Raw genomic sequence first — 26,585 nt, forward strand, 5'->3', positions numbered from 1 at the left:
TCGTGTGGTTACGATACTTCTTTAAAGCCAGTTTTATTCCATATTAGTTTAGTGTTTTTTGCTTAAGTAAGTGCCATTCGGGACAGGCTACTTTTCTATCCCCTTGTAGTTTTAAATTATTTTCTAATTCAAAATTTAATGCCCAACTCATCATTTATATCCTAAATTAAAATATATCTTTACATGTAAAACTTTTGAGCTATAAAAGTCTTACATGTAAAGAGACTATGTTCATAGTTTTTATGCTTCACAAATATATTTTTTTATCTTTTATTGAATTAAAAGTAGCCTGTCCTCTTTAATCTATTTGTTAGTATTTACCATAACAAATAAATACAATAAATCTTCAGGAATATTTTTTATATTACTATCAATAAATTCTATTTTCATATTTAGGTTTTTACAATGCACTAATTTAAAACTATCTAGTGTAAATATTTCATCATATTTTAAACCAAAGTTCCCTCCATATATACCACTAAATTCATTAAGTATATTTGAATAAATAATTTTATTTTTATTATCTTTTATAGTTAATTTCATTTTTATGTTATATCCACCATCTGGTTCTATATTGTTTTCATGCCAAGAATTTGTCAAAAATTCATATTTCAATCCTAATCCTAAAACATATATTTCAGGTACATATTTACAATTTAATATTTCATAAGTGCCATCAATATCTTCAATTTTTTTTATATCTTTATATAATACAGGTACTTTTAAATCATTTGGTTCATAAAACATATGTATTAATCTATTAAAATCAGGATCAACCTTAGTTAAATAAAAAAAATATACGCTTATAATAATTGAAATTACTAAAATTATTTTATAGATCATTACTGTTTATCTTTTATCCTATAGTAAACTTTTTCTACGGCATTTATATAATGTTGACAATTATAAAAAAAGGGGACAGGCTACTTTTATTTATCATTTATCACCTTTTAAGATTTTCCTCGTGCTTTTTATAGTTGACAATATATCACACTTTAGAATATAAAAATGGGTCAAGCCCCATTTCTAAACTTTTAAACTTCTTTTCGCACTTATTCTAACGAAATATTCGTTACATGTAAATCCTAAAGATTATATTATGTTTATCTAATCTTTAGTATAATATATATCTACATAACGAATCACATACACGAGGACACTTAAATGTTTTTACCAACAACAAGAGCTGAGATGAAAAAAAGAGGTTGGAAAAAACTTGATATTATATTGATTACTTCAGATGCGTACATAGACTCTCCATATATTGGGGTGGCTGTGGTTGGACGTGTTTTGGAAAATGCTGGTTTTCGTGTGGGAATCATCGGACAACCCGATATAAAAAGTGATGTTGACATCAAAAGACTTGGTGAGCCAAAACTCTTTTGGGGTGTGAGTGGTGGTAGTGTGGATAGCATGGTTTCAAACTATACAGCAACAAAAAAATTTAGAAGCGATGATGACTATACTCCGGGTGGAAAAAACAACAAACGCCCAGATATGGCAACTTTAAAGTACTGCAATCTTATTAGACAACACTACAAAGATACTGTTCCTATCATGCTAGGTGGCATTGAAGCGAGTCTCAGACGTGTGACGCATTATGATTTTTGGTCAAACAAACTTCGCAAACCTCTTATCTTTGATGCAAAAGCTGATTATCTTTTATATGGGATGTCAGAAAAAAGCATTATCGAGTTTGCAACTGCTTTAAAAAACGAAGAAAATCCCTTACATGTAAGAGGTCTTTCTTATATATCTAAAGAGCCAAAAGAGGACTATATCCAACTTCCAAGCCATGATGAGTGTTTACAAGATAAAAACAGATTCATAGATATGTTTGATGACTTTTACCATAACAACGACCCCATAAGTGCCAAAGGACTTTGCCAAAAAGTAGACTCTCGATACCTCATACAAAACCCTCCTTCACTCAATCTCACAACAGAAGAGTTAGATGAAGTGAGTGAACTTGAATACGAGAGAGATTTACACCCTTACTATCAAAAAGATGGAAAAGTAAAAGCATTGGACACTATCAAGTTTTCTATTACTACTCATCAAGGATGTTATGGGGAGTGTAACTTCTGTGCTATTGGAGTGCATCAAGGAAGGACTATTCGTAGTAGAAGTGAAGAATCCATACTCAAAGAAGCAAAAAAGTTTACAACATATAAAGATTTTAAAGGGATTATTTCCGATGTTGGTGGACCAACTGCCAATATGTACGGATACGAGTGTACGAAAAAGCTCAAAAAAGGGACTTGTGAAGATAAAAGCTGTATTTTCCCTACAATGTGTAGTGCGATGAAAACAGACCATAGCAAACAGATAAAGCTTTTAAGAAAGATACGCGACATCAAAGGTATCAAAAAAGCTTTCATTGCAAGTGGCATCAGATACGATCTTATAAGCGATGATAAACTCAACGGCTATACCTACTTAAAAGAGATAGTAAATCATCACATTAGTGGACAGATGAAAGTAGCCCCTGAACACATCGATGATGAAGTACTAGGATATATGAGAAAACCAGGAAAACAGTCCTTGGTCGAGTTTAAAAAACTCTTTGACAAACTAAATAGAGAATCAGGTAAAAAACAGTTTTTAACATACTATCTCATTGCCGCACATCCAGGCTGTAAAGAACAAAACATGTATAACCTCAAAGACTTTGCAACAAATATCTTAAAGATGAATCCAGAACAAGCGCAAGTTTTTACCCCTACCCCTTCTACATACTCAACATTGATGTACTATACAGGACTTGATCCAAAGACAAGAAAGCCTATTTTTGTGGAAAAAGATATGAATAAAAAAGAGAAACAAAAAAATATAGTAATAAAAAAAGATTATAAAAAGTTTAGAAAATAACCTATACCTAAGAAAATTCCTTATACAATAAATCAATATTAAAAAAAAGGATTCTTATGTTAAAACTTATTAGCGCTCTTTTAGTTACGCTATGTTTAGCTGTTCCACATTTAGTTGCTGCTGAAAAACCTTTAGTAGTTGGGATGGAGCTTCAATATCCTCCATTTGAGATGAGTGACAAACAGGGTAACCCAAGTGGAGTAAGTGTAGATTTAGCATATGCTTTGGGAAAATACCTAAATCGTGAAGTCAAAATCGAAAATATTGCTTGGGATGGTCTGATTCCTTCACTTAAAACAGGCAAAATAGACTTAATAATCTCTTCTATGACAATCACAAAACAGCGTGCTAAAACTATAGACTTTTCTATCCCTTATGCACAATCAAATTTGGCTATTTTGACAAATCCTTCAAGTGGTGTAAAAAACATCAATGATTTAAACCAAAAAGGCAAAAAAATCGCTGTCAAAAAAGGGACTACTGGTCATGTATATGCTGGAAAGTATCTAAAAAATGCTGATTTGTTGGTATTTGATAAAGAAAATGCAGCAGTCCTTGAAGTGATTCAGAAAAAAGCAGATGGTTTTCTTTATGACCAATTGACTATATATAAAAACTGGAACAAACATCAAAATACTACAGTTGCACTTCTAAAACCTTTTCAAGACAGTCCAGAATACTGGGGAGCTGCAATCAAAAAAGGCAATACTGAACTTAAAACTAAAGTAGATGCTTTTATAAAACAAGCAAAAAGTGATGGTACATTTGATAATCTTTCAAAAAAATATTTAACAAAAGCACGAGCTACATTTGATAAGCTTGGTGTTCCTTTTTTCTTTTAGGGATACACTATCTTAAAGTTTAAAGATTTTTTTGTACAAGAAATAGACCAAAAAGAAGATGTAAAGACTTTTAAAAGTGTTTACATCTTCAACTTTATATTGCTTTGTGGTATCGTATTTTTTGTATGTTACTTTATGTTTACATCAATCTCTTATGATTTTCATTGGGATACGATATACGAGTACAAACAAAAATTTATAGATGGTTTTTTAGTCACTATCTATATCTCCTTTTTTGCTCTTATTTTGAGTTTAATCTTAGGTGTTCTGTTTGCTTATGGGCAAAACTCAAAATTTATACTATTAAGATTTTTCTCAAGATTTTATATAGAGATTATTAGAGGAACGCCTCTTTTAGTGCAAATCCTTATTTTCTTTTATGTATTTGCCAACAATCTTGGCTTTGACAATAGATACATAGTAGGAACAGTCATACTCTCTATGTTTGCAGGAGCCTATGTAAGTGAAATCATACGTGCAGGAATCAAAAGTATAGAAAAAGGACAATACGAGTCTGCAAAATCACTTGGATTTTCCCCTTTTCAGTCATATCTGTATATCATTTTTCCACAGGCCTATAAAAGGATTTTGCCCCCACTAACAGGACAATTTGCTTCTATTATCAAAGACTCTTCACTTCTTTCTATTATCTCTATTAGTGAGTTTACTATGAATGCTCAAGAAGTCAACGCCTATACATACTCTACGCTAGAGAGTTATATACCTTTAGCACTAGGTTATCTTGCCCTTACCTATCCTATCTCTTACTATGCAAAAAGGCTCGAAGACAAAATGAAAAATTAATACTACATGAAATTTACTTTTTGCCGATGTACTTCTTATATATAAGGAGGATTATTATGCAAGGTATCAATGCGAGTAATTACAGTTATAATGACTTTAACTTGTCAATGCAAACAAGTAGTGGTGATAAGATAGATTTAAAACTCTACGATGAAAAATCTTCTGAAGTTTCATATAAACAAGATGAAAATTCTACTACTATGATGTTAAGCTTATCTCACTCGTATGGTTATAGCTTTCAATATGCAGGTGATGGTATAGATGCTCAAGACCAAAAAGAGATAGATGATGCTATGAAACTTGTCCAACCTATGCTGGAAAAATATTTTGAAGAGGTCAATGCAAGTGAAGAAGATTACTCAATGGCACAAATTACCAATAAAGCATTTGATATAAACTCTTATTTACCAAAAGCAGAAGACTTAAATACAAAAAACTATCTCAGCGATAGTACTTTGAAAACAATCGATAAACTTTTAGAAAAAGCTGAAAATCAAAATGAGAAAACTCTACAACATGCACAAAAACTTTTTGATGCACTCTTAAAACAGATGGATAGATTTGAGCTTTACATATAAGGGAATTCTCTTACATGTTTTATATTGAAGTTTTATTACAAACTTTGCATAAACCTTTTAAGATGATATTTTCTACTAAATACCCTTCTAAATTAAAATCCAATCTTTCTTTTATACATTCAATATTATGACATCTTGAACAGACAAAATGAGGATGAGGCTGTTGAAAAATTTCAAAATATCTCTTTTTGTCATTTGACTCAAAAGAGTTTATAATGTTTTCTTCTTCAAATTTTATTATGTTTCTGTAAAAAGTAGCTTTATCCATAACTATATTTTCTTTAATATCTTCATATGAAAGAGGATTTTTAGCGTAAAACAAAATTTCTAAAAGTTCCCTTCTAGCACTCGTTAATTTTAAATTTTTCTTTTTTACAATGTTTTCAATATTCAAACCATCTCCAATTATAATGCGACTAAGTTGCATTAAAGTTTATATAGTATATCATTTCTAAAATTAAATGCGACTAAGTTGCAAAAAAGGAATCAAATGAAAAAAATAATTTTAATCATGTTTTTATGTTGTAACAGTTTATTATTTGCTAATCTAAATACTATTGTAAGTATCTTACCCCAACAAACTTTTGTTAAAGCTATAGGAGGAGATAAAGTTGACGTTAGTCTAATGGTAAAACCAGGAAACTCACCTCATACATATGAGCCTAAACCAAGTCAAATGAAAGATATAGCTGAGGCTGATATCTATTTTACAATTGGTGTAGAGTTTGAAGATGCATGGTTAGATAAATTTAGTAACCAAAATAAACAAATGATCATATCTGACTCAACCATAGGCATAAAAAAAATCGCTATGAAAAGTCATCACCATGGTGGAGATCACGAAGAACATCATGAAAAGAACGAAGAACACCATGATGGTAAAGACCCTCATACTTGGACAAGTCCAAAAAATGTAGAAATTATTGCAAAAAATATATATAACGAACTTATAAAAATAGATGCAGAAAACACAAACTACTATAAAAAGAATTTAGATAAATTTTTAATCAAAATTCATAATACAGATAGAGAAATACAAAATATACTAAGAAATACACCAAAAAATACAAAATTTTTAGTATTTCATCCATCTTGGGGTTATTTTGCAAAAGAGTATCACCTTATCCAAGTTCCTATTGAAGTAGAAGGGAAAAGTCCTAAACCTCAAACATTAAAATTTATCATAGAAGAAGCAAAAGAAGAAAATGCAAAAGCTATATTTACTTCTCCAGAATTTTCAGATAAAATTGCAAAAAGTTTAGCACATGAACTTAAAATTCCAGTGATTCAGATCAGCCCTCTTAGTGAAAATTGGAGTGAAAATTTAAAAACTTTTGCAAAAGCTTTATCAACTAAAAAGATGTAAATTGAAAAAACTTGTATTCTTTATCTTTTTTCCTATTTTTTTAAATGCTTGTGCATTATGTAGTTTGTATACACCCAAAATACATACACAAATAAATATGATAAAAGAAAACAAAAATCTACTTGGTTTAAATATCAAGTGGATTTTTTCTGAGGCTTTTACAAACCAACTTTTAAGTAGTTATGATGTAAATAATAATCAAAAATTTGACCCTTCAGAAATAATTGAAGTAAAAAAAACACTTATTGATTATATTGAACCAAGAAATTTTCTCATGCAAATATCTTTTTATGATAATGAACAATCAAACAAAAATTTAAAATTTAAAGTTGAGAATTCTAAAATGGTCTATAGAGATAAACAAATAATTTTTGATTTTAAAACAGATTTTTTCCTCAAATTATTAGAAAATAGAACTATTAAAATAGTTTTTAAAGACTATGAGGGATTTTTTGATTTTAGGATTTTAGAATCCAAAAAGATATCTTTATATGATTCACTCTATTTATTTCCCAATATAAATAATTATGTTGCTTATTATAAAGTTTCAAGTTCACTTCCGCCTAAAGAAAAAACTCTAAAAGATATTGTCCCTAAAATCAGTGCAGCAAAAGATATAAAACAAAACAACTTTTTTTCTTCTTTAAAAAAAATCTTAGCAAAATATACGGATAATATTAAAGACTCTTTACAAAACATACAAAAAGGAAATACTTTTAAAAAACTATCTATTTTACTTGGATTTTCTTTTTTGTATGGATTTTTTCATGCACTAGGACCAGGACATGGCAAAACTCTTGTAACAAGTTATTTTTTGGCTAATGGTGGAAATTGGTATAAAGCATTATTGTTTTCTTTTCGTATAGGAATTATCCATGTAGTGAGTGCTTTTGTTTTAGTCATAACGAGTATCTATATTATTAAAACATTTGTGAGTAAAGTTCTCAATGATATAAGTGTATATACTAGTTACATGAGTGCTGTTATTATCATACTTATTGCGCTATATATGCTTTACAAAAAATTCTCAAGTGAAAGTCATGAGCATTGTTGTTCTTGCCACTCTTGTGCCTCTACAAAAAAAGATTGGGGTATTGCAATTTCTGCTGGTATGATTCCTTGTGCTGGTACAGTTGTTATTTTTATACTTACTTTTACTTTAGGTAATTATTTTATTGGTATTTTAAGTGCTTTAGCTATGGCTTTAGGAATGGGCAGTGTTATTTTTGCAAGTTCTATTTTTGCACAGTATTTACATGTAAAAATTACTAATAATTTTAATAGTGTTATTAATATAATAGAATACTTAGCCATCATATTTATACTAATTTTAGGAATAACTCTTTTAATATCTCCGTTACAAATTTAGTGGAAAATCTCTACTAAATTTGTAATTAGCAAATTTTTACTACCAATATATAATATTAGATGCTTATATCATGAGTATTCAGTAATGTTAAATAGAATATATATTATAATTTTTTATTATTATAATAAAAGGTATTGCTAATGAAAAATATTTGTTTAATAACTATTTATTGTGTTATAACACTGTTAATATCGGGTTGTACAACTTCAAAAAGTATAAAACCGTCCTATAATGAAAAAAAAGACCCACTAGAAATAGATACGCTGGATTTTATAGATAATCGTCAAAAAAGATTTACATGGTAAGTCAAATACTTCAAATGTTAATGAAAGCTTTCAACTAGATTTGCAACAAGTAAATTCCAACCATCTACAAGCACAAATACAAGCAATTTAAATGGCAAAGAAATCATAACTGGAGGTAACATCATCATACCCATACTCATAAGAACTGAGGCAACAACCATATCAATTACTAAAAATGGAAGGTAGAGTAAAAAACCTATTTGAAAAGCTGTTTTTAATTCACTGATAATAAAAGCTGGCATTGCTACAGTTAGAGGTACATCTTCAATATTTTTTGGATTTTCTAATTTTCTTATACGAAAAAAAAGTGCTAAATCTTTTTCTCGAGTATTTCTTACCATAAAAGCTTTAAAAGGTTGTACTCCTTTTTCAAAGGCATCCTGATAACCTATTTCTTGAGCAAGATATGGTTTTACAGCTTCGTTATAAGATTTTGTAGCTATTGGCTCCATAATAAAAAATGTTAGTATTAAAGCCAATGAAACCAATACTTGATTTGGTGGCATTTGCTGTGTTCCAAGAGCTTGACGTAAAAATGAAAAAACTACAATAAGTCTTAAAAAACTTGTGCCTACAAAAATTATCGATGGTGCTAGAACAAGTATCGTAAGAACAACAAGTAAATTTAAACTTGTGACCAATTGCTCTGGAGAATCTGGGGCACTAAGACTTAAATTGACTGTTGGAATAGTGTCCGCACCAATAAGTATATTTGTACTTAAAAGCAAAAAAAGAATAAAATATTTTCTCAACTACTTTGCCCCTGATGCTGAATCTAAAACACTCTTTTGTGCTTTTTTCTTTAAAGAAGAATCTAAAGAGTAAAAATGGAGTTCAACCCTTCTATTTTTAGCCCTTCCCTCTGGAGTTGCATTTGAAGTTAAAGGATCAAACTGTGCTTTTCCTGAAGCTATAATTTTTTTAGGATCTATTCTATTTTTAATTAATTCTTTTACTACACTTACTGCACGAGCAGTTGAAAGTTCCCAATTATCTTTATAAGGACTTGTACTAGCTGGAGGATTATTGTCTGTATGCCCTCTTGCTTTTATATGTAGACGTTCAGGTAATTTTTTTATTATTAAAGCAATACGTTTTAAAAACAAAAGTGCATCTTCATTTTGAATTACAGCAGAACCAGGTGCAAATAAAAGTCCATCAGGAAGTCTTATAATAAAACCATCTTCTGCTTCTTCTATTTGTATTTCAGGACCACCAGCTATTTTTAGTATTTCATTTATTTCTATAATTTCTTTTTTTAGTTGTGCTGTTTGAACTCGATTTGAAGTTTCGTCAGTTGATTCAATTGGTGTTGCTTGTTGTTGCCTTTCACGACTAATTTCAGTTTTTGTACCACCTTCAAGAACACTCAAAGCACCTGCAAGTGAACCAATTGCTTCTTGAATCTTTTTTGCATCCATCGTAGACATTGATAAAAGCAAAACGAAAAAACATAAAAGAAGTGACATCAAATCACCAAATGCAGCTAACCATTGAGGAAGACATTTAGGACAATCTGGACATTTTTTAGCCATTATTTTTCCTAATCAAATTGAGAATTTCTCTCTTTAGGTGGTAAAAATGATAACAATTTACCCTCTAAAGTTCTTGGATTATCTCCAGCTTGAATCGCCATAATCCCCTCAAGAATAAGTGTTTTGGCTAATGTTTCATCTCCATCTCTAATTTCTAAAATATTTGCAACAGGAGCACCAACAATATTACCTATCATAGCACCATACATTGTAGTAAGCAAAGCAACAGCCATTGCAGGACCAATAGCCGAAGGATCAGCCATATTTAAAAGCATCGCAACAAGACCAATAAGTGTACCAATCATACCCATAGCACCTGAAAAACCACCCATTTGAGCAAATATTTGAGCATTTCCTTTGTGTCGTTCACTTGTCTGTTCCATATCTATTTCTAATAAAGCTCTAATAGTATCAGGTTCATTTCCATCAACGGCCATAGAAAGACCTTTTTTTAAAAATTCATTCTCTTCTGAATTAGCATCAGTTTCCAATGCTAAAATTCCATCACGTCTTGCTTTTGTAGAATAATCAACCATTTTTTTGATAAGTTCTGGAATATTTTCCTGTGGAGGTTTAATTGCAATCATAAAAATTTTCGAAAGACTTTTCATCTGCTCCATCTTAAAACCGACGAGAAGAACCCCTGTTGTACCACCAAAAACAATTAAAACTGAAGGTATATCAATGTAAGGACCGATACCAACACCCATCGCCATTGCACCAAAAAGAAGTGCTAACGTAAGTACTAAACCAACGACTGTTCCTAAATCCATGCTTCCTTGCCTTTTTAATCAGAACTTTAAATTTGTACTATTTTATTTGTTTTTATGTTAAAAAGCGGTTAAAAGCCTTATTTTATAACGATTAAAACAATTTTCTGTTAAAATATCGTCTATTTTAATAAATTATTTACTTTCTAAAAAATAGTAAAAAAAACGAGAGAATTTTCAAGGAAAGTGAATCCTTGATAAGGAGAAATAAAATGAATTGTTCTATTGCAATTATGGCTGCTGGATTTGGCACCAGAATGAAATCAAAAAAACCAAAAGTTTTACATCAAATTAGCGGTTTTCCTATGTTATATCATATTATTAAAGAAGCAAAAAAAATTTCAAATGATATACATGTAATACTCTATCATCAAGCTCAATTAGTACAAGATGAAATGAACAAGCATTTTGAAAATATTCACTTTCACATTCAAGATTATGATAACTTTCCAGGAACAGGTGGTGCTATTATGGGTATTTCACCAAAATATGAAAAAGTCTTAGTACTCAATGGTGACATGCCACTTTTAGAGGCCCAAGATATGCAAATATTTTTTGATGAAGATGCTCCTGTAGTTATGAGTAGTTTTATAGCAAATGATGCTACAGGATATGGTAGAGTTATCATGGATGACTCTAAAAATGTAGCAAAAATTGTAGAACAAAAAGATGCAAATGAACTTGAGCTTAAAGTAAAAAGTGTCAATGCAGGAGTATATCTTTTTGATACAGATTTTTTAAATACAAACTTATCAAAATTGTCTAACAACAATAATCAAAAAGAGTACTACATAACAGACTTAATAAGTATTGCAAATGAGCAAAAACTCCAAGTAAAAGCTGTTGAGATAAATGAAGAAACATTTATGGGAGTTAATTCTAAATACCACTTGGCACAAGCAGAAGAGCTTATGCAAAAAAGAATCAAAAAAAGATTTATGGAAGCTGGAGTTAGTATGAGACTTCCTGAGACTATATACATTGAAAGTGATGTTACAATAGAGGGTGAAAGTATATTAGAAAGTGGTGTTTCACTTCTAAAAGGAGCCAAAATCATCAACTCACACATTAAAACAAATAGTGTTGTTGAAGATAGTATGTTAAAAAATTCTAGCATTGGACCTATGGCAAGAGTTCGTCCAAAATCTGTTTTGATTGACTCTCACATAGGGAACTTTGTAGAAATCAAAAAATCAACACTCAATGGTGTAAAAGCAGGACATCTTGCTTATCTAGGGGACAGTGAAATAGATACGGGAACTAATATAGGATGTGGTACTATTACATGTAACTATGATGGGAAAGCAAAATATAAAACAATCATAGGAAAAAACGTATTTGTAGGAAGCGATACACAACTTGTGGCTCCTGTAAAAGTTGAGGATGATGTAATTATAGCTTCTGGTACTACGGTAACAAAAGATTTGAAAAAAGGTTGTTTAGCCATAACAAGAGCTCCATTAAAGATAGTTGATGGGTTTTTCTATAAATTTTTCGGGAAATAATAGTGTTAAAAAATAGAAACATACTTATAGGTGTAACAGGAAGTATAGCAATATACAAAACCTTAGAACTTATTCGTCTCTTTATCAAAGCTGAGGCAAATGTAAGAGTTATCATGAGTGAAGAAGCAAAACGTTTTATTACTCCCCTCACTTTTGAAGCTATTTGTCATAATACAGTTTTGCATGTAGAGACTGAAAGTTGGGATAATGACCTTAATCACATTCACATTGGCAAATGGGCGGATATTTTTATCATCGCTCCGGTGAGTGCAAATACTATCAATAAACTAGCAAATGGCATTGCAGATAACTTACTCACTCAATCGATTTTAGCCTTTAATAAAACTATGGTACTCGCACCATCTGCAAATACAAACATGATACTCAATCCTATTACAAAACAAAACACACAAATTCTTAAAAATCTTGGTTTTATTATATGTGAACCTCAAGATAAACTCCTAGCTTGTTTAGATACAGGAACGGGTGCAATGAGTGAGCCTCAAAGTATCTTTGATATAACTTCACGAGAGCTTTTAAAAGACGAGTTTTGGGTTAATAAAAAAGTTGTTATCACTGGTGGTGGAAGTGTTGAAAAAATAGATGACGTAAGATGCTTAACAAATTTTTCAAGTGGAAAAATGGCAAATGCCTTAGCTTATGCATTTTATTTATATGGTGCCAATGTAAAACTTATCACTTCAAAACCAGATGAAACTTTACCAATAAATTCTTTACATGTAAGCACAACGCAAGAGTATAAACAAGCCATACAAAACTCTTTAGAAAAAGACTCTTATCTTTTTATGTGTGCAGCAATTAGTGATTTTGTACCTCAAAAAATTTGTGATGGTAAGTTAAAAAAAGAAGAGTTAGGAGATAACTGGGATTTAGAACTTGTAAAAAATGAAGATATTTTACTTGGTTTAGACAAAAAAGATATAAAAGCCATAGGTTTTAAAGCTGAAACAGATCAAAACAGTGCTTTAAGAAATGCAAAAAATATGTTAGAGAAAAAATCACTCGATGCAGTATGTCTAAATGTGCTAAAACAAGAGAACTGTTTTGGAAGTGACAATAATGAAATTACTTTTATAAGTAAAAATATCGAAAATCAACTTGCACTTTCAAGTAAATTTGAAATTGCAGTACAATTAGTGAAATTATCAAAAACTCTATGATAAGAACAATCTCTAAACTCTCAAAAATAGAAGCGAGTAAAAACAGTTCAAATCCTATGAGATTTAACGGCTCACTTCCTATTAACATAGTTGTTTTAAAAACACTTACTATGAATAGATATAAACTTCTCCTAGGTTCTAGAGAATTTACAACAAAAAGTCAAAAAAAGCTTGAAAGTGGTGCAAAATACTGGGGTAATTTTGGTGAAAGTAAAAATGGGATTATTACAATATCGAATTTAGTAAAAAAGCCTAATTTTTTACAAAATGACGAGAATTTTTTAGATATTGATGTTATGAAATTTTTAGAAGAACTTATAAAAGTAGAGTCTCCCTTAAGTACTCTAAAAGAGTGGTTACTTGAAAACTTAGCTAATGAGGAAACCCAAAAAGATACTTTTAAACTTTTTAGTGAAATGTTACTTGCTTTAAAAGAAGGTATAATTCATCTTCCATTAAAACAAAAAGAAAAGGCAAATCTCTTACAAATAAGGCTGGCTCCAAATCACATAGAATTTTACTGTGCTTATGAAAATTTAGGTCCTATAATAGGAACTATAGATGATGAAATATTAGATTTAAAAGTACTTTTTCATAAAACACACTCATTTTTAACTAAGGAATTACGAAAATCTAAGATAAGTGCCAATATAAGTATCAACCAACAAATCGAACCACTCTATACTTCTGATAAGTTGATACTAGATTTAAAAGGATAAAACTAATGAACTATTTAAAACATCTAGCAATTATTATGGATGGTAATGGAAGATGGGCAGAACGTCAAAATAAAAAACGTTCATCTGGACATGAAGAAGGCGCAAATAATGTTAGAACTATAACACAATATTGTGCAAAAATAGGAGTAGAGTATCTTACCTTGTATGCATTTAGTACAGAAAATTGGAAACGTCCTAAAACAGAAGTAGAATTTTTAATGAAACTTCTCACAAAATTTTTGAAAAAAGAGTTAATAGTATTAAAAGAAAATAATATACGCTTTGAAGTGATTGGAGATATCAGTAAATTTTCAAATTCTTTACAAAAAGCTATTTTACATTTAAAGAAAGAAACAGTCCAGTGTTCAGGCATGACACAAATTTTAGCTATCAATTATGGCTCTCGTGATGAGATAACAAGAGCAGTAAATAAGGCGATAAAAACAGGAGTTACAGTGAGTGAAGAAGATATAAGCCAACTTCTAGATACTTCAAATTTTCCTGATATTGATTTACTTATAAGAACTGGTGGGGATCAAAGGTTATCTAACTTTTTACTCTGGCAAAGTGCTTATGCTGAACTATTTTTTACAAGTACACTTTGGCCTGATTTTAGTACGGGTGAGCTTGAAACAATACTCTCAAAATATAAAACAACGTCTAGAAGATTTGGAGCACTATGATGGAAATAGTTTTAATTGGAATTATAGGACTTTGTATAGGGTCATTTTTAAACGTTGTTATTATAAGAGTTCCTAAGGGGCAAAATATATCTTTACCAGCTTCACATTGTCCTATGTGTAAACATCCTTTAAAGTGGTACCACAATATACCTCTTCTTTCTTGGATTTTTCTTGGTGGAAAATGTGCATTTTGTAAAAAAAAGATATCTATCCAGTATCCTATTGTTGAAATTTTGACAACTTTCATATTTGTTCTAGTGACACTAAAAACAGACAGTTTACTTAAAGCGGCTATTATTGCTTCTCTTTTTACAATGCTTTTAGCCTTAAGTTTAATCGATTTAAAATACAAAGCTGTACCTGATAATATAAGTATTCCTGCTCTTTTTATCTCTGTTTTTGTGCAAGATTTTTTAATTTCTCTTAATGATGCACTTTTATTAGCTGGTGCATTTGCACTACTTCGCATCTTAGTTTCGTGGATTATCAAAAAAGAGGCCATGGGTGAAGCTGATATTATCATTGCTGGTATTATTGGAGCTACTGTAGGAGTGGAACTTGGACTTGCAGCTATTTATATATCTGCTATAATTGCACTTCCAGTTTTTTTAATAGTGTCAAAAAAAGGTTATGAATTACCTTTTATACCTTTTTTAGCATTTGGACTATTTATTACGTGGACATTTACTCCACAAATTCATCAAGTATTGGACATGATTTATGGGTAGAGTTAATAACTATTTACTAAGAAGCTTTAGTTCACTGTTTTCTTCACTATTTTTTACACTATTTTTTATAACTTCTATAGTGTTTTTCATAAAAATAGCAAGTATTACTTCTGTTATAAAAATAACTTTTTTTGAACTTGGTGTACTCTATATTTATCTTTTACCAAACATATTACTCTATACTTTACCCGTTACATTTTTTATTGCACTAAGCTTATCTTTGTTTAATTTATCCAAAGAAAATGAGACAATTGTACTTTTTACGCTTGGGTATAAACCACAAAAAATATCTAAACTTTTTATTATCGTAGCTTCTATTCTCTCTTCTCTTTTAATTATAAATATTTTAGTTTTAATTCCAACAGCAAAACAGTTAAATGCAAATTTTTTAGACTATAAAAAAGCTGAAGCAAAATTTAACATCAAAGCTACAGAATTTGGACAAAAATTTTCTAATTGGTTAGTTTATATTGATAAAAGTGAACAAAAAGATAGTTTTAATGGCATTGTTATGTTTCAAGAAGCTTCTTCTAATAAAGCAGAAAAAATCATTACAGCAACTACTGCAAATATTGACAATGACAATGGTAATTTAAAACTTATTTTAGATAAAGGTAAAGCATTTGAAATATCTGATAAAAAAATAGAACAAATTAATTTTAGTGAAATGTATATTAAAAGTGGAGAAAAAGATGAAGTAAGTAAAGTTGTAAATATACTTTCTTATTGGGAAGAAGCACTTAAAAACAAAAAAAGAGCTTATAATTTAGCTTTTTTCCTTCTCATCGCACTTTTCCCAATTGCTACAGTTTTGTTTGCTCTTAGCATTGGTATCGTTACATATAGGTATGAAAAAAATAAAATTTACCTCTCTATGTTTACAGTAATAATAGGATATCTTGTTCCTGGTTTTCTTTTAGTAAAACTTGCAAATTTACCTGCAGTTGCTCTTGTAATTAGTATTAGTTTTATATGTTCATATATATTTTATAGAAAAAAAATTCTTTTAAAATATTAAGGTTTATTAGTGATAAAAGTAAAAATCACACTAAGTTACGATGGGAGTAAGTTTAATGGATTTCAAATCCAAAAAAACAATAAAAAACTTACTACTGTAGCTGGATTAATAACTAAAGTATTTAAAAAGCTTAATATTCAAACTAATCTAGTAGGTAGTGGAAGAACTGATGCAGGGGTCCATGCAACTGCACAAGTATTACACTGTGAACTTCCTGATTTTTGGGAAGATTTAGAAAAACTCAAAATAAAAATAAATAAAATGTTGGCTCCTAGTATTTATATTAAATCTATAACAAATGTTAATGAGGATTTTCATGCAAGATATGGAGCTTATAAAAGACTCTATAGATATGTTCTGTATAGTGGTGAATACCAGCCTTTTTTTGCTCCATATGCTTTACATGTAAAGGATATTAATACAAAAAAATTAAACTCAATTTTAAAAAGTTTTATAGGTACTCATGACTTTGAAAATTTTAAAAAAACTGGAAGTGATACAAAAACAGATATAAGACACATTTTCAAAGCTGGTGCATATACTTATAAAAATATGACTATTATTTACTTTTTAGGGAACTCCTTTATAAGAAGTCAAGTACGTATGATGAGTGATTTTGCTCTTAAAGTAATGAATGAAGAATTGACAATCGAGCAATTAGAAGAACAACTCAATAAAACTCAAAAACATAGTACGGCTATAATACCCTCTTGCGGACTCTATTTAGCTAAAATATTTTATTAAAATTCGTATAAAATATAGCAAACCATACACTAATACAAAGAATAATACTTAAAAAAACAACAGCACTTCCAACGTCTTTAGCCCGCCCAGCCATTTTATTATGTTTTAACGTTACAAGATCTACTACTCTTTCAATCGCACTATTTATAGCTTCAGCTATAAGTATCCCCATTAAAGTAATAAATAACAATAATTTTTCAACTACAGTTACATCTATACAAACAATAATAATTCCCATGACACAAGCTAATAAAAGTTCTATTTTAAAAGAACTTTCATTTTGAATAATATCTTTTAAACCTTTTAACGCGTATATCGTATTTTTAAACAAATTATATTTTGGCTGATTTCTCATCTATCTCTTTTCAATAAACTATTGCACTATAATAACCAACAACTCTTTTCATATCATTAGTTATATCACCACTTGTTCTATAATCTATACTCTTTACATGTAAACTCATTTTTTTGACTACATGTAAAAGTGCGACTACTCCTTGCATACCACATGCCTCACCTTTTTGAAGTATATCCACATCTATATTTTCTATACCTTCAATACAGTATTTATCAAGTGTATTTGCTTTGTCTTGATCATAAAAATGACTTAAATCTGTACTTATGACTAAAAGAGTATTCTCTTCTTTAAGTATAGTCTCGATTAAATTATCTAAATTCGCATTTTGTCCATAAACACATTCTATTAAAGTAGCCTTTGGAAAATAGTGTTTAATAAAAGGAAATTGTACTTCTGTACTATGTTCAGCATGTTCAACTGAAACAAATTCAAACCTCGATTTCAAATTTTTTTTAAACTCGATATCAGCTTTAATATCACCAAAGGGAGTTTCATAAGAGCTATACATATTCATGCTAACTCCATAAAATCCAACTCTATGACTAGGTCCAATAACAACTACCCTTTTAGGCATTTTGTTTACGTTTCTAAAAGCAAGATTTGCAGTAAAACCACTATAAACATAACCAGCATGAGGTACAATAAGTGCTTTGACATCTTCATTATATAAAGAGTCATTAAATTGCTGAGAAATTAAATCATTAAAATAATTAAATGAAGATATCACTTCAGCACTAGTAGCTGGATAAAAAACTCCTGCTACACTCATTTCTCTTGTCATGATTCTACAATAACTCCATCCTTCAAGACCTTTTTAACTTCTCCAAAAAGAGTATCACCATTGTATAAAGAACTTTTGTCATTTATTATTTTTGATACTTTTTCATCAAAAATAACTAAATCTGCTTTATATCCAACTTCTACTTTACCAATATCATCTCTATCTATTATATGTGCTGGATTTAATGAACACAATGTTAATAATCTATCCATTGAAATCATTTCACTCTTTACAAGATGCGTATAACACAAAGATAAATACTCTTCAATACAACCAATTCCAAATGCTGCATCATCAAATGCCACATCTTTATAAGTCACTGATTTTGGTGAGTGTAAACTTGTAAGAGCATCTATATTACCAAGTACTAACTCACTTAACATTGCTACTCTTTCACTCTCTTCTCTTAAAGGAGGCATTATTTTAGCATAGGTATTAAAACCATCACAACTATTTTCATTTTTGCACAAATGATGAATAGAAATTTCTCTATATATATTTTTATTAATTTTTTTCATCTCTTTTAATATACTAATTGAGCGTTTTGTAGAGAGTGATTGAAAAATAATTTTTGTATTGTTTATCAAAGAAATTTCAGCAATTTTTGCTACTTCTGAATTTTCTGAAACCTTAGAAATACCACCAAGACCAAGCCTAAATGAAACTTCTCCTTCATTCATAACTCCATTGTCATCTAAATCAGCATCATAACATTTACAAAAAATTGGAGCTTTTTTCATTCTTGCATATTGAAATCCACGTTTTAAAACATTTGTATTACTAGAAGAAGGCGTCCAAATTGCTGTTGCACCATTATTTAAAAGTGTTGCAATGTTATTTAATCTTTCATCTTCTTCATTTGATAAAGGAGCTGCAACGTGCAAATCACACTCTTCTTTTTCTGCCTTAATTTTAAAATGTTCAAGCAAAGTTGAATTATCTAGTCTAGGAGAAAAATCTGGCATTATTACGCTGGTTGTAACCCCTCCATGTAAAGATGTTTTTGTTAGTTTTTTCAAAGAGTTACTATTTAACTGTGAATTTGCTAATCTTACATTTAAATCAACAAGACCTGGTAAAAGAAAACTTTTTTGTGCATCTATTATTCTTATATTTTCAGATATTTCAATACTATCTTCTATAGATTCTATTTTTCCATCTTTTATTAATACATCTTTTATTTCTAAACTAACTAACTTAGCATTTTTAATTAATATCATATTTACCCTTTAGTTTAACTACTCTTTCATAAGAGTCAATTATCTCTTCTTTTTTAATTTCACCTTTTTTAACGGCTTCTAGTATAATGTCTGTTACTTCTTTAATAACACTTGATTTTTTTGTAAAATAGCTTGAAAAAACCAAAACATCTACATCTGCATTTATAGCGAGTTTTACACTCTCTTTTAGAGTATATCTATCGCTAATAGCTTTCATCCTCATATCGTCACTAAAAACTACACCTTGAAACTCTAACTTATTTCTTAATAGCCCTTTTATTGTATTTTTTGAAAGAGAAGCTGGATATATTTTATCAAATTTGTCTAAACTAATGTGCCCAACCATAATAGCATCGACTCTATCATATTTAATCAAATCATAATATGGTTTTAACTCTTTATACTGCCAAGTAGTACTTACATCTGTTAAATCTTTATGAGAATCTTTTTTGGCACTTCCATGTCCTGGAAAATGTTTTAAAACTGTGATTATTCCTCTACTTTTATGAGCATTTATAAATTCTGTTGCATAAGCTACAACTATTTCTTCTTGGTCAGAATAGGCTCTTTTTTTAGCTCCAATTGCAGGTGAGTTTGGATTGATATTAAGGTCAACTACAGGACCAAAATTTACATTAAAACCATATTCTTTCAACTCATTAGCCATTTTTTCATACGTTTCATATGTTTGTGTAAGAGTTTTATTTCTTGCTAATTCAAAAGCTGCATCATATGAATGAAAACTATTTTTTTCTGATAACCTTTGAACTTTTCCACCCTCTTGATCTATTGCAATAAAAAGAGGATTTTTTGTTTTTACAGAAGATAAATAAGTAGTCAGTTTTAAAAGTTGTTTAGGATTTTCAATATTATTACCAAAGAGAATTACTCCTCCTATTTTTTCATTTTCAATATCCCTTTTAAGCTGTTTCACCCATTTTTCACTTGGTTTGCTCCCACCAACTCCAACCATAATCATTTGAGATATCATATACTCTAATGATGGTGTTTTAGAATAGACTGATGAGATTAATAAAAATAAAATTACTATATATTTCATTATGCTAACAAATCTTTCAAACTTTCTTTAGGTGACTTACCTTTTAAAACCTTATATACTTCATCAACTATAGGAGTATAAATACCCTCTTTTTTTGATAATTCATATATAGCATCTGTTGTAAAAACGCCTTCTGCTACTTCTCCAAGCTCAATTAAGATATCTTCCAATTTTTTTTCCTTAGCTAATGCAATACCAACTCTAAAATTGCGAGAAAGTGTACTTGATGCTGTTAAAAATAGATCACCTGCTCCACTTAAACCTAAAAATGTTTCATCCTTCGCTCCATAAAACTTTCCAAAACGTCTCATTTCAACTAAACCTCTTGAAATTAAACTGGCTCTTGCATTGTTACCAAGTTCTAATCCCTCACATATTCCACTTGCTATTGCTAAAACATTTTTATAGGCTCCACATATTTCAGCCCCAATAATATCATCTGAAATGTATGTTTTTATGAAATCTGGAAAAAAAGATGCAAATTTATTAGCCAAATTACTATTTGTTGCATTAATCACTACACAAGTTGGCAAAGACTTTATAACTTCTGCTGCAAAAGATGGACCTGAAAGAAAAGCTAAATTATCTTCAGGAACAAACTCTTTATAAATATCATTTAAAAATGCTCCGGTACCTTTTTCAATACCTTTAGCTGCTACTAATATTTTTTGGTTTTTAAACTCAAAATTTTCTTTTAACCAAGCTCTTACAATCTGTGCGGGAAGTGCCATAATCAAATATTCGCACGCCAATGCTTCACTCATTGGTACAAAGTTTTTTATCTCTTTTTTTGTTCGCGAAGATATTTTACATGTAAAGCTTTTTGATAAAGAAAAGTGAATGGCTTGTCCCCATTTACCAGCACCAATTACAGCTATATTCATTTTGATCCTACTTTTTGTTTAAAATTTTGAATGTTCATTTTACTTCCAAGAACAACAATAACATCTTCATCATCTATTTTATGATTAAGCCCTTGAGAACAAAAAATAAATTCTTCTCCTAATTCTCTATCTAGGATACCTAAAAATATCAAATCAAATTCACGAAAGATATTAGTATCATTAAAATATACTCCATTTAAAATAGAATCTTTCACTATTTTTATTTCGCTAATAGCTAATTTATTTGTATGTGATGAAAACAAATTTAAAACTTTAGAAACTTGTGGTTTATCAATAATCCTAAAAGCCTTAAGCGCACCAACATCATATGGACTTATAGTTCTATTTGCACCAGCTAAAAGCATCTTTTTTTCATCTTCTTTTTTGTAAATTAAAGTCAAAATTTTTAAATTTTTATCTATATTTCTAGCAGAAAGTGTTACAAAAAGGTTTAAACTATCATTACTTGATGTACAAAACAATATTTTAGCATCTTCTCCAATGCCCATTTCATTTAACAATTTATCATCGTTAAATGTAGAATGTCTAGCAAAAAAGCCATCTTCATTCGCCTGTGCAACATGTAAAGGATTTTCATCTATAATATTTAACTCATACTCATCTGGATGTAATAGTTTTGCAATTTCACGACCAGTTTTTGAATAACCAAATAATACAATCTTAATCATGCAAATTGCCTTGATATACGCTTTTTAATTTTTTCTATATTTTCTTCATCACCGATTACTACTAAAGTATCTTTTTCTTCAAATTTATAGGTATAAAAATCTGGATTAAAAATATAATTTTTGCTATGACCATTTTTTAAAATAGCAATAGTTGTTATATTTAATTCTTTCATTCCAATATCAACCATATTCTTGCCAATAAGATTACTTCCTTTTAAAATATTTATTTCATCAAGAATTATAGAACTATTTTGCAATAAAATATTTTCAATTGCATCAAATTTAACAGAATTTCCTATATACTCAACTGCTACCTCTGCAACTGTTTCATAAGGGAAGATGACATGATCTGCTTTTGCAATTTTAAATTTTTTAATATTTTCATCATTATTAGCTCGAACTATAACTTCAATATCTTTTTTTTCCGCTTTTATTGTCAACAAAATAGAAAGGTTTAAAGCATCACTATCTGTAGTTATTACAACTTTTTCAACATCATTCTTAAAAACTACATTATTAATAGTTTCATATTCAGAAGCATCTGCTTTGATATACATAAATCCAAGTTCTTTTGCTTTTAAAATATTCTCTTCATCTTTATCAACTACTATAAACTTTTTTTTATTTTTATGTAACTCATCTGCTAAAGTTTTTCCCATTCTTCCAAAACCAAATATAGCAATAAGATGATTAAGTTTATGAGCTTGAGTTAAAAGTTGATTTTCTCTTACAATATCAATCTTATCAGAAAGAGCATTTGTCACAATGGAAGTAGCAAGTACGAGTATTAGAAATCCTCCACCAACAAGAAATAAAGTTACTATTTTACCAGTAAATGTCACTGGTGTTATATCTCCATATCCCACAGTTGTAATCGTAATAATAGCCCAATAAACAGCATCTAAAAAAGATGTTATATTTGGATTATTTCCAATTCCTTCAAATACATACATAATTGTTGAAGAAAGAAAAACTGTAAAAATTCCTATTAAAAATAGAAAATTAAATTCAAATTTTTTATCACTTAAAACTTTAAAAAATATATTTAAACTTTTTGTATATCGAAAGATTTTTAAAAGTCTAAAAATTAAAAATATTCTTAAAATTCTAAGTGGTCTATATGTAGGGAGAATTGCTAGTAAATCAATAATTGACATTGGAGAAAAAATATATTTTATTTTTTTAAAAAAATATATTTTACACATTTTTACTAAACTAGGCTTTAATCCTAAATTAATCATTCTTTCATGATACTTTATGATATCTAACCGAATATCATCATGAATCCAAAATCTACCTAACCACTCTAGTATAAATATGCTCACCGCTAAATTTTCAACAAATTCAAAGTGATATGGTAATTCATGTGCTATATCATAAATTAATATTGAAACCGTTATTAAAACTAAGAAGATTATAAATGCATCAAAATATGGTTTTATCTTTGACTTTGGATTTTCTAAAATATCATAAGCAACACTTTTTGCCTTTTTATAATTTTTGCATGCGTCTAAAAAATATACAAAAGAGACAATAAGCCTTGCTATCATTAGTTTTAACCCAATCTTTGTTTTAAAAGTTCATTTACTTTTCCTGGGTTTGCTGTACCTTTACTTGCTTTCATAGTTTGACCTACAAAAAAGCCAAATAATTTATCTTTTCCACTTTTGTATTGTTCTACTTTATCAGTATTAGCAGCAATAATAGCATCAATCATTTCTAAAATTGCTCCATCATCACTTACTTGTTTAAGTCCAAGTTTTTCTATCGTTGCATCAACACTTACATCATTTTCCATCAGAAAATCAAGTACTTCTTTAGCAGCTTTACCACTTATAGTACCATCTTTAATTCTTTTCACTAAAGTTCCAAGTTTTTGTGCATTTACAGGAGATGTAACTGCTGACATACCTCCACTAAAGCGTCCTAGAAGTTCTACTGTAAGCCAAGTAACACTCATCTTAGCATCAGCACCCTCTTTTATCATATTTTCAAAGAAATGAGCCATTTCAACTAAACCTGTTATAACAGTGGCATCATATTCTTTTATTCCATATTCATTTACAAATCTATTTTTCTTTTCATCAGGAAGTTCTGGGATTTTTATACACTCTTCCATCATCTCATCAGGAATTACAACAGGAAGTAAATCAGGATCTGGGAAATAGCGATACTCTGCACTATCCTCTTTTCCTCTCATGGATTTTGTGACACCTTTATCGACATCAAAAAGTCTTGTCTCTTGTACAACTTCTTCATCATATCTTCCATCTTCCCAAGCTTCACACTGTCTTTGTACTTCATACTCAATAGCTTTTTGAATAAATTTAAAAGAGTTAAGATTTTTAATCTCTGCTCTTGTATAAAGTTTATCCTCGCCCTTAGGACGGATTGATATATTTACATCACATCTAAAGCTACCTTCTTGCATATTTGCATCACTTATATCTAAATACCTTACAATAGAATGAAGTTTTTTAAGGTATCTTATTGCTTCATCTGCACTTCTCATATCAGGTTCACTTACAATTTCAAGTAAAGGTGTGCCTGCACGATTTAAATCAACATGACTAACTGAGCCATGATGATTGTTCTTTCCCGCATCTTCTTCAAGGTGAGCACGTGTAACACCGATAGTTTTTTGTGTTCCATCCTCAAAATCAATAATAACTTCTCCACCTTCAACAATAGGAATTTCAAATTGACTAATTTGATACCCTTTTGGAAGATCTGGATAGAAATAGTTTTTTCTATTAAAAATTGATTTTTTATGTACCGTTGCACCAATAGCTGTTCCAAATGCTATAGATTTTTTTACTGTTTCTATATTTAAGACTGGTAAAGCACCAGGTAACCCTAAACACACTGTACAAACATTTGTATTTGGCGCATCACCAAAACTAGTTGGGCAAGAACAAAATATTTTTGTTTTTGTATTGAGTTGAGCGTGTACTTCTAATCCTATAACAACTTCGAACATATTAATATAACCTTTTTATACAAAATAACGTATTGAAGCAAATCCATAAACACCTGTTTTTTTACAGAGTTGAACTTGTTCATCTTCACAAATTCCGCCAAGAGCGAAACAATTTATATTTATTTTATCATTTATTTCTTTTAACTTCTCTAAACCCTTAGGCTCACCTTTATTTGGAGTAAAAAATATAGGAGAATAGGTAATAAAATCTGCACCTAATCTTTCTGCTTTTTTTGCTTCTTCTAAAGTGTGTGTAGAAACGATAACTTTTAAATCTAAATCTTTTGCTTTTTGAATATCTTCTAATCTATTTGAGGGTAAATGAATACCATAAAAATCAAGTTTTTTTGCAAGTTTAAAATCTGTATGTAAAAATGTTTTTATCTTATCTCTTACTATATTTTTTAAACTTATTGCAAGCTCTTCATAGCTATCTGTATTTTTATCTCTTAAACAAATAAAATCTGGATTTTTTTCTTTTATTATATTTGAAAGTTTTTTTGAAAAAGTTTGAGGATTTGAAGAATAGTAAACAGGGTCAGTTATGAGATATTTTTTCATCCACTAATCTCTCTAACAATTTAGTCTGTTTTTTGATTTCATCAAGTTTTTCTATTTGAAGATTTGCTATTTCAAATATCACGACAAAAAAAAGTCCTCCTAAAGAACCTAAAAAAGCACCAACAATAGCAATAAAAAAACCAAAAGGGTAAAGAGTAAAAAAGAAAGATATAGCACCAATGAGTACAAGGGCCCATGAGGCTCCTTGTAAAAGACTTATAAGTCGCTCAAAAGTACTACGTTTTTTCAACATAGTGAACTCTTAATGATCACTAATTTGCACAGCACTTGCAAGATATACATATGTTAAAATCATAAAAATAAATGCTTGTAAAAATGCCATAAAAGTCAATAGACCAAATGGTACCATTGGAACTATCCATGGAGCTAACATTAAAATAACTGCTAAAAACATATCATCACCTTTAATATTTCCAAATAAACGAAATGATAAAGATACTATTCTTGAAAGATGAGATACTATTTCAATTGGAAACATAAGTGGAGCTAATATTTTCATTGGTCCCATAAAATGAGCAAAATATTTTATTACACCATTCACTCTAATTCCTTCGTAATTATAATATACGAATACTACCAATGCTAAAACTAATGTCATATTAACACTACTAGTAGGAGATTCAAAACCTGGAATAATTCCTATTAAGTTTCCAACTAATACCAATAAACCAACAGTAGCTACTAATGGAAGATATTTTCTAGCTAACTCTTCACCAATAACATCTTTACCAATAGAGATAACACCTTCTAAATAAGCTTCCATAATGTTTTGTGCGCCGCTTGGTACAAGTTGCATAGAAGTAGTTGCTTTTTTAGCAACAAATAAAATAATTAAACCTACCAATACAATATGTGCCCCGATAATAAAACCATGAGAATGATTAATAAGCCCTAAAAATGTAAAAACTTCATTCATTACACTTTTCCTTCTTGTATAAATTTTTGAGAGTATACCCTTAAATCCATTAATACTTCATTAAAAAAAATCTTTTTATTCGATTTTCTATTTTATA

At 29.5% G+C, this 26,585-nt stretch carries 30 protein-coding genes; 14 read left to right on the forward strand and 16 right to left on the reverse strand.

Annotation, left to right across the window (positions count from 1 at the left end):
- Positions 1–303: 303 nt before the first annotated feature.
- Complete coding sequence (locus K354_RS0108670) at positions 304–843, reverse strand: hypothetical protein (RefSeq protein ID WP_024955109.1); 540 nt, start codon at positions 841–843, stop codon at positions 304–306.
- Between the two features lie 321 nt (positions 844–1,164).
- Between K354_RS0108670 and K354_RS0108675 the strand changes: the two genes are divergently transcribed.
- The 4 genes from K354_RS0108675 (at position 1,165) to K354_RS0108690 (ending at position 5,095) form a co-directional block, all read left to right on the forward strand.
- Positions 1,165–2,871: a YgiQ family radical SAM protein gene (locus K354_RS0108675; protein ID WP_024955110.1), complete on the forward strand. Its 1,707-nt coding sequence runs from the start codon at positions 1,165–1,167 to the stop codon at positions 2,869–2,871.
- A 56-nt stretch (positions 2,872–2,927) separates the two neighbouring features.
- Entirely contained in the window at positions 2,928–3,713 is a 786-nt protein-coding gene (locus K354_RS0108680; protein ID WP_024955111.1) for a transporter substrate-binding domain-containing protein, read from the forward strand.
- A 135-nt stretch (positions 3,714–3,848) separates the two neighbouring features.
- The gene (locus K354_RS0108685) at positions 3,849–4,517 is read left to right on the forward strand and encodes an amino acid ABC transporter permease (RefSeq protein WP_084607352.1); all 669 of its coding nucleotides are present in this window, start codon (positions 3,849–3,851) and stop codon (positions 4,515–4,517) included.
- A gap of 56 nt (positions 4,518–4,573) precedes the next feature.
- Complete coding sequence (locus tag K354_RS0108690; protein WP_024955113.1) at positions 4,574–5,095, forward strand: diacylglycerol kinase; 522 nt, start codon at positions 4,574–4,576, stop codon at positions 5,093–5,095.
- A gap of 19 nt (positions 5,096–5,114) precedes the next feature.
- Here the strand turns inward: K354_RS0108690 and K354_RS0108695 are convergent, their stop codons facing one another.
- On the reverse strand, positions 5,115–5,522 hold the full coding sequence (locus K354_RS0108695) for a Fur family transcriptional regulator (RefSeq protein WP_084607353.1): 408 nt from the start codon (positions 5,520–5,522) through the stop codon (positions 5,115–5,117).
- 63 nt (positions 5,523–5,585) lie between these two features.
- Here K354_RS0108695 and K354_RS0108700 point away from each other — a divergent pair, with 63 nt between their 5' ends.
- The 3 genes from K354_RS0108700 to K354_RS15010 all read left to right on the forward strand — a co-directional run bounded on the left by K354_RS0108700 (position 5,586) and on the right by K354_RS15010 (position 8,135).
- Positions 5,586–6,461: a metal ABC transporter solute-binding protein, Zn/Mn family gene (locus tag K354_RS0108700; RefSeq protein ID WP_024955115.1), complete on the forward strand. Its 876-nt coding sequence runs from the start codon at positions 5,586–5,588 to the stop codon at positions 6,459–6,461.
- A gap of 1 nt (position 6,462) precedes the next feature.
- The gene (locus tag K354_RS0108705) at positions 6,463–7,830 is read left to right on the forward strand and encodes a nickel/cobalt transporter (RefSeq protein WP_024955116.1); all 1,368 of its coding nucleotides are present in this window, start codon (positions 6,463–6,465) and stop codon (positions 7,828–7,830) included.
- Positions 7,831–7,970: 140 nt separating this feature from the next.
- Positions 7,971–8,135, forward strand: a complete 165-nt coding sequence (locus K354_RS15010; RefSeq protein ID WP_156928224.1) for a hypothetical protein — start codon at positions 7,971–7,973, stop codon at positions 8,133–8,135.
- 17 nt (positions 8,136–8,152) lie between these two features.
- On the opposite strand, the gene fliP is transcribed toward K354_RS15010, so the two are convergent.
- The 3 genes from fliP to K354_RS0108725 are packed head-to-tail and all read right to left on the reverse strand — an operon-like array spanning position 8,153 to position 10,443.
- A complete protein-coding gene (gene fliP, locus K354_RS0108715; RefSeq protein WP_024955117.1) occupies positions 8,153–8,887 on the reverse strand; it encodes a flagellar type III secretion system pore protein FliP in 735 nt (244 codons plus the stop codon).
- Positions 8,888–9,670 carry an OmpA/MotB family protein gene (locus K354_RS0108720; RefSeq protein WP_024955118.1) on the reverse strand — a complete coding sequence of 261 codons (783 nt, stop codon included), beginning with the start codon at positions 9,668–9,670 and terminating at the stop codon, positions 8,888–8,890.
- A gap of 8 nt (positions 9,671–9,678) precedes the next feature.
- Positions 9,679–10,443: a motility protein A gene (locus K354_RS0108725; RefSeq protein WP_024955119.1), complete on the reverse strand. Its 765-nt coding sequence runs from the start codon at positions 10,441–10,443 to the stop codon at positions 9,679–9,681.
- Positions 10,444–10,652: 209 nt separating this feature from the next.
- Here K354_RS0108725 and glmU point away from each other — a divergent pair, with 209 nt between their 5' ends.
- The 7 genes from glmU to truA are packed head-to-tail and all read left to right on the forward strand — an operon-like array spanning position 10,653 to position 17,018.
- Complete coding sequence (gene glmU / locus K354_RS0108730; protein WP_024955120.1) at positions 10,653–11,945, forward strand: bifunctional UDP-N-acetylglucosamine diphosphorylase/glucosamine-1-phosphate N-acetyltransferase GlmU; 1,293 nt, start codon at positions 10,653–10,655, stop codon at positions 11,943–11,945.
- Positions 11,945–13,126, forward strand: a complete 1,182-nt coding sequence (gene coaBC, locus K354_RS0108735) for a bifunctional phosphopantothenoylcysteine decarboxylase/phosphopantothenate--cysteine ligase CoaBC (RefSeq protein ID WP_037940565.1) — start codon at positions 11,945–11,947, stop codon at positions 13,124–13,126. Before glmU ends, coaBC begins: the two co-directional genes overlap by 1 nt.
- The gene (locus K354_RS0108740; protein ID WP_024955122.1) at positions 13,123–13,845 is read left to right on the forward strand and encodes a hypothetical protein; all 723 of its coding nucleotides are present in this window, start codon (positions 13,123–13,125) and stop codon (positions 13,843–13,845) included. Before coaBC ends, K354_RS0108740 begins: the two co-directional genes overlap by 4 nt.
- A 5-nt stretch (positions 13,846–13,850) precedes the next feature.
- Positions 13,851–14,528 (forward strand): di-trans,poly-cis-decaprenylcistransferase, encoded by a 678-nt coding sequence (locus K354_RS0108745; RefSeq protein ID WP_024955123.1) that lies wholly within the window; start codon positions 13,851–13,853, stop codon positions 14,526–14,528.
- Positions 14,525–15,256, forward strand: a complete 732-nt coding sequence (locus K354_RS0108750; RefSeq protein WP_051505408.1) for a prepilin peptidase — start codon at positions 14,525–14,527, stop codon at positions 15,254–15,256. The genes K354_RS0108745 and K354_RS0108750 overlap by 4 nt, the downstream gene beginning before the upstream one ends.
- Positions 15,249–16,274 (forward strand): LptF/LptG family permease, encoded by a 1,026-nt coding sequence (locus K354_RS0108755; protein ID WP_024955125.1) that lies wholly within the window; start codon positions 15,249–15,251, stop codon positions 16,272–16,274. The genes K354_RS0108750 and K354_RS0108755 overlap by 8 nt, the downstream gene beginning before the upstream one ends.
- A gap of 9 nt (positions 16,275–16,283) precedes the next feature.
- Positions 16,284–17,018 carry a tRNA pseudouridine(38-40) synthase TruA gene (truA, locus tag K354_RS0108760; protein WP_245600597.1) on the forward strand — a complete coding sequence of 245 codons (735 nt, stop codon included), beginning with the start codon at positions 16,284–16,286 and terminating at the stop codon, positions 17,016–17,018.
- Here the strand turns inward: truA and K354_RS0108765 are convergent.
- Genes K354_RS0108765 through K354_RS0108815 form a run of 11 tightly spaced genes read right to left on the reverse strand, consistent with a single transcriptional unit; the run spans position 17,002 to position 26,488 of the window.
- A complete protein-coding gene (locus K354_RS0108765) occupies positions 17,002–17,373 on the reverse strand; it encodes a diacylglycerol kinase (RefSeq protein WP_024955127.1) in 372 nt (123 codons plus the stop codon). The two genes, truA and K354_RS0108765, sit on opposite strands and share 17 nt — an antisense overlap.
- 10 nt (positions 17,374–17,383) lie before the next feature.
- Positions 17,384–18,157, reverse strand: a complete 774-nt coding sequence (gene amrB / locus K354_RS0108770; protein WP_037940567.1) for an AmmeMemoRadiSam system protein B — start codon at positions 18,155–18,157, stop codon at positions 17,384–17,386.
- Positions 18,154–19,377: an amidohydrolase family protein gene (locus K354_RS0108775; RefSeq protein WP_051505409.1), complete on the reverse strand. Its 1,224-nt coding sequence runs from the start codon at positions 19,375–19,377 to the stop codon at positions 18,154–18,156. Before K354_RS0108775 ends, amrB begins: the two co-directional genes overlap by 4 nt.
- A complete protein-coding gene (locus K354_RS0108780; RefSeq protein ID WP_024955130.1) occupies positions 19,364–20,437 on the reverse strand; it encodes a glycoside hydrolase family 3 N-terminal domain-containing protein in 1,074 nt (357 codons plus the stop codon). The genes K354_RS0108775 and K354_RS0108780 overlap by 14 nt, the downstream gene beginning before the upstream one ends.
- Entirely contained in the window at positions 20,437–21,321 is an 885-nt protein-coding gene (locus tag K354_RS0108785) for an NAD(P)H-dependent glycerol-3-phosphate dehydrogenase (protein ID WP_024955131.1), read from the reverse strand. Before K354_RS0108785 ends, K354_RS0108780 begins: the two co-directional genes overlap by 1 nt.
- Entirely contained in the window at positions 21,318–22,010 is a 693-nt protein-coding gene (locus tag K354_RS0108790) for a potassium channel family protein (protein ID WP_024955132.1), read from the reverse strand. Before K354_RS0108790 ends, K354_RS0108785 begins: the two co-directional genes overlap by 4 nt.
- Positions 22,007–23,560 carry an NAD-binding protein gene (locus K354_RS0108795; RefSeq protein ID WP_024955133.1) on the reverse strand — a complete coding sequence of 518 codons (1,554 nt, stop codon included), beginning with the start codon at positions 23,558–23,560 and terminating at the stop codon, positions 22,007–22,009. The genes K354_RS0108790 and K354_RS0108795 overlap by 4 nt, the downstream gene beginning before the upstream one ends.
- A gap of 5 nt (positions 23,561–23,565) precedes the next feature.
- The gene (gatB, locus tag K354_RS0108800; protein ID WP_024955134.1) at positions 23,566–24,990 is read right to left on the reverse strand and encodes an Asp-tRNA(Asn)/Glu-tRNA(Gln) amidotransferase subunit GatB; all 1,425 of its coding nucleotides are present in this window, start codon (positions 24,988–24,990) and stop codon (positions 23,566–23,568) included.
- A 15-nt stretch (positions 24,991–25,005) separates the two neighbouring features.
- Positions 25,006–25,551, reverse strand: coding sequence for a thiamine phosphate synthase (locus K354_RS0108805; RefSeq protein ID WP_024955135.1), 546 nt, complete (start codon positions 25,549–25,551; stop codon positions 25,006–25,008).
- The gene (locus K354_RS0108810) at positions 25,529–25,804 is read right to left on the reverse strand and encodes a hypothetical protein (RefSeq protein WP_024955136.1); all 276 of its coding nucleotides are present in this window, start codon (positions 25,802–25,804) and stop codon (positions 25,529–25,531) included. Before K354_RS0108810 ends, K354_RS0108805 begins: the two co-directional genes overlap by 23 nt.
- A 9-nt stretch (positions 25,805–25,813) precedes the next feature.
- Positions 25,814–26,488 carry a F0F1 ATP synthase subunit A gene (locus K354_RS0108815; protein WP_024955137.1) on the reverse strand — a complete coding sequence of 225 codons (675 nt, stop codon included), beginning with the start codon at positions 26,486–26,488 and terminating at the stop codon, positions 25,814–25,816.
- Between the last annotated feature and the right edge of the window lie 97 nt (positions 26,489–26,585).

The sequence above is a fragment of the Sulfurospirillum arcachonense DSM 9755 genome (assembly GCF_000597725.1).
Lineage (GTDB): Bacteria > Campylobacterota > Campylobacteria > Campylobacterales > Sulfurospirillaceae > Sulfurospirillum_A > Sulfurospirillum_A arcachonense.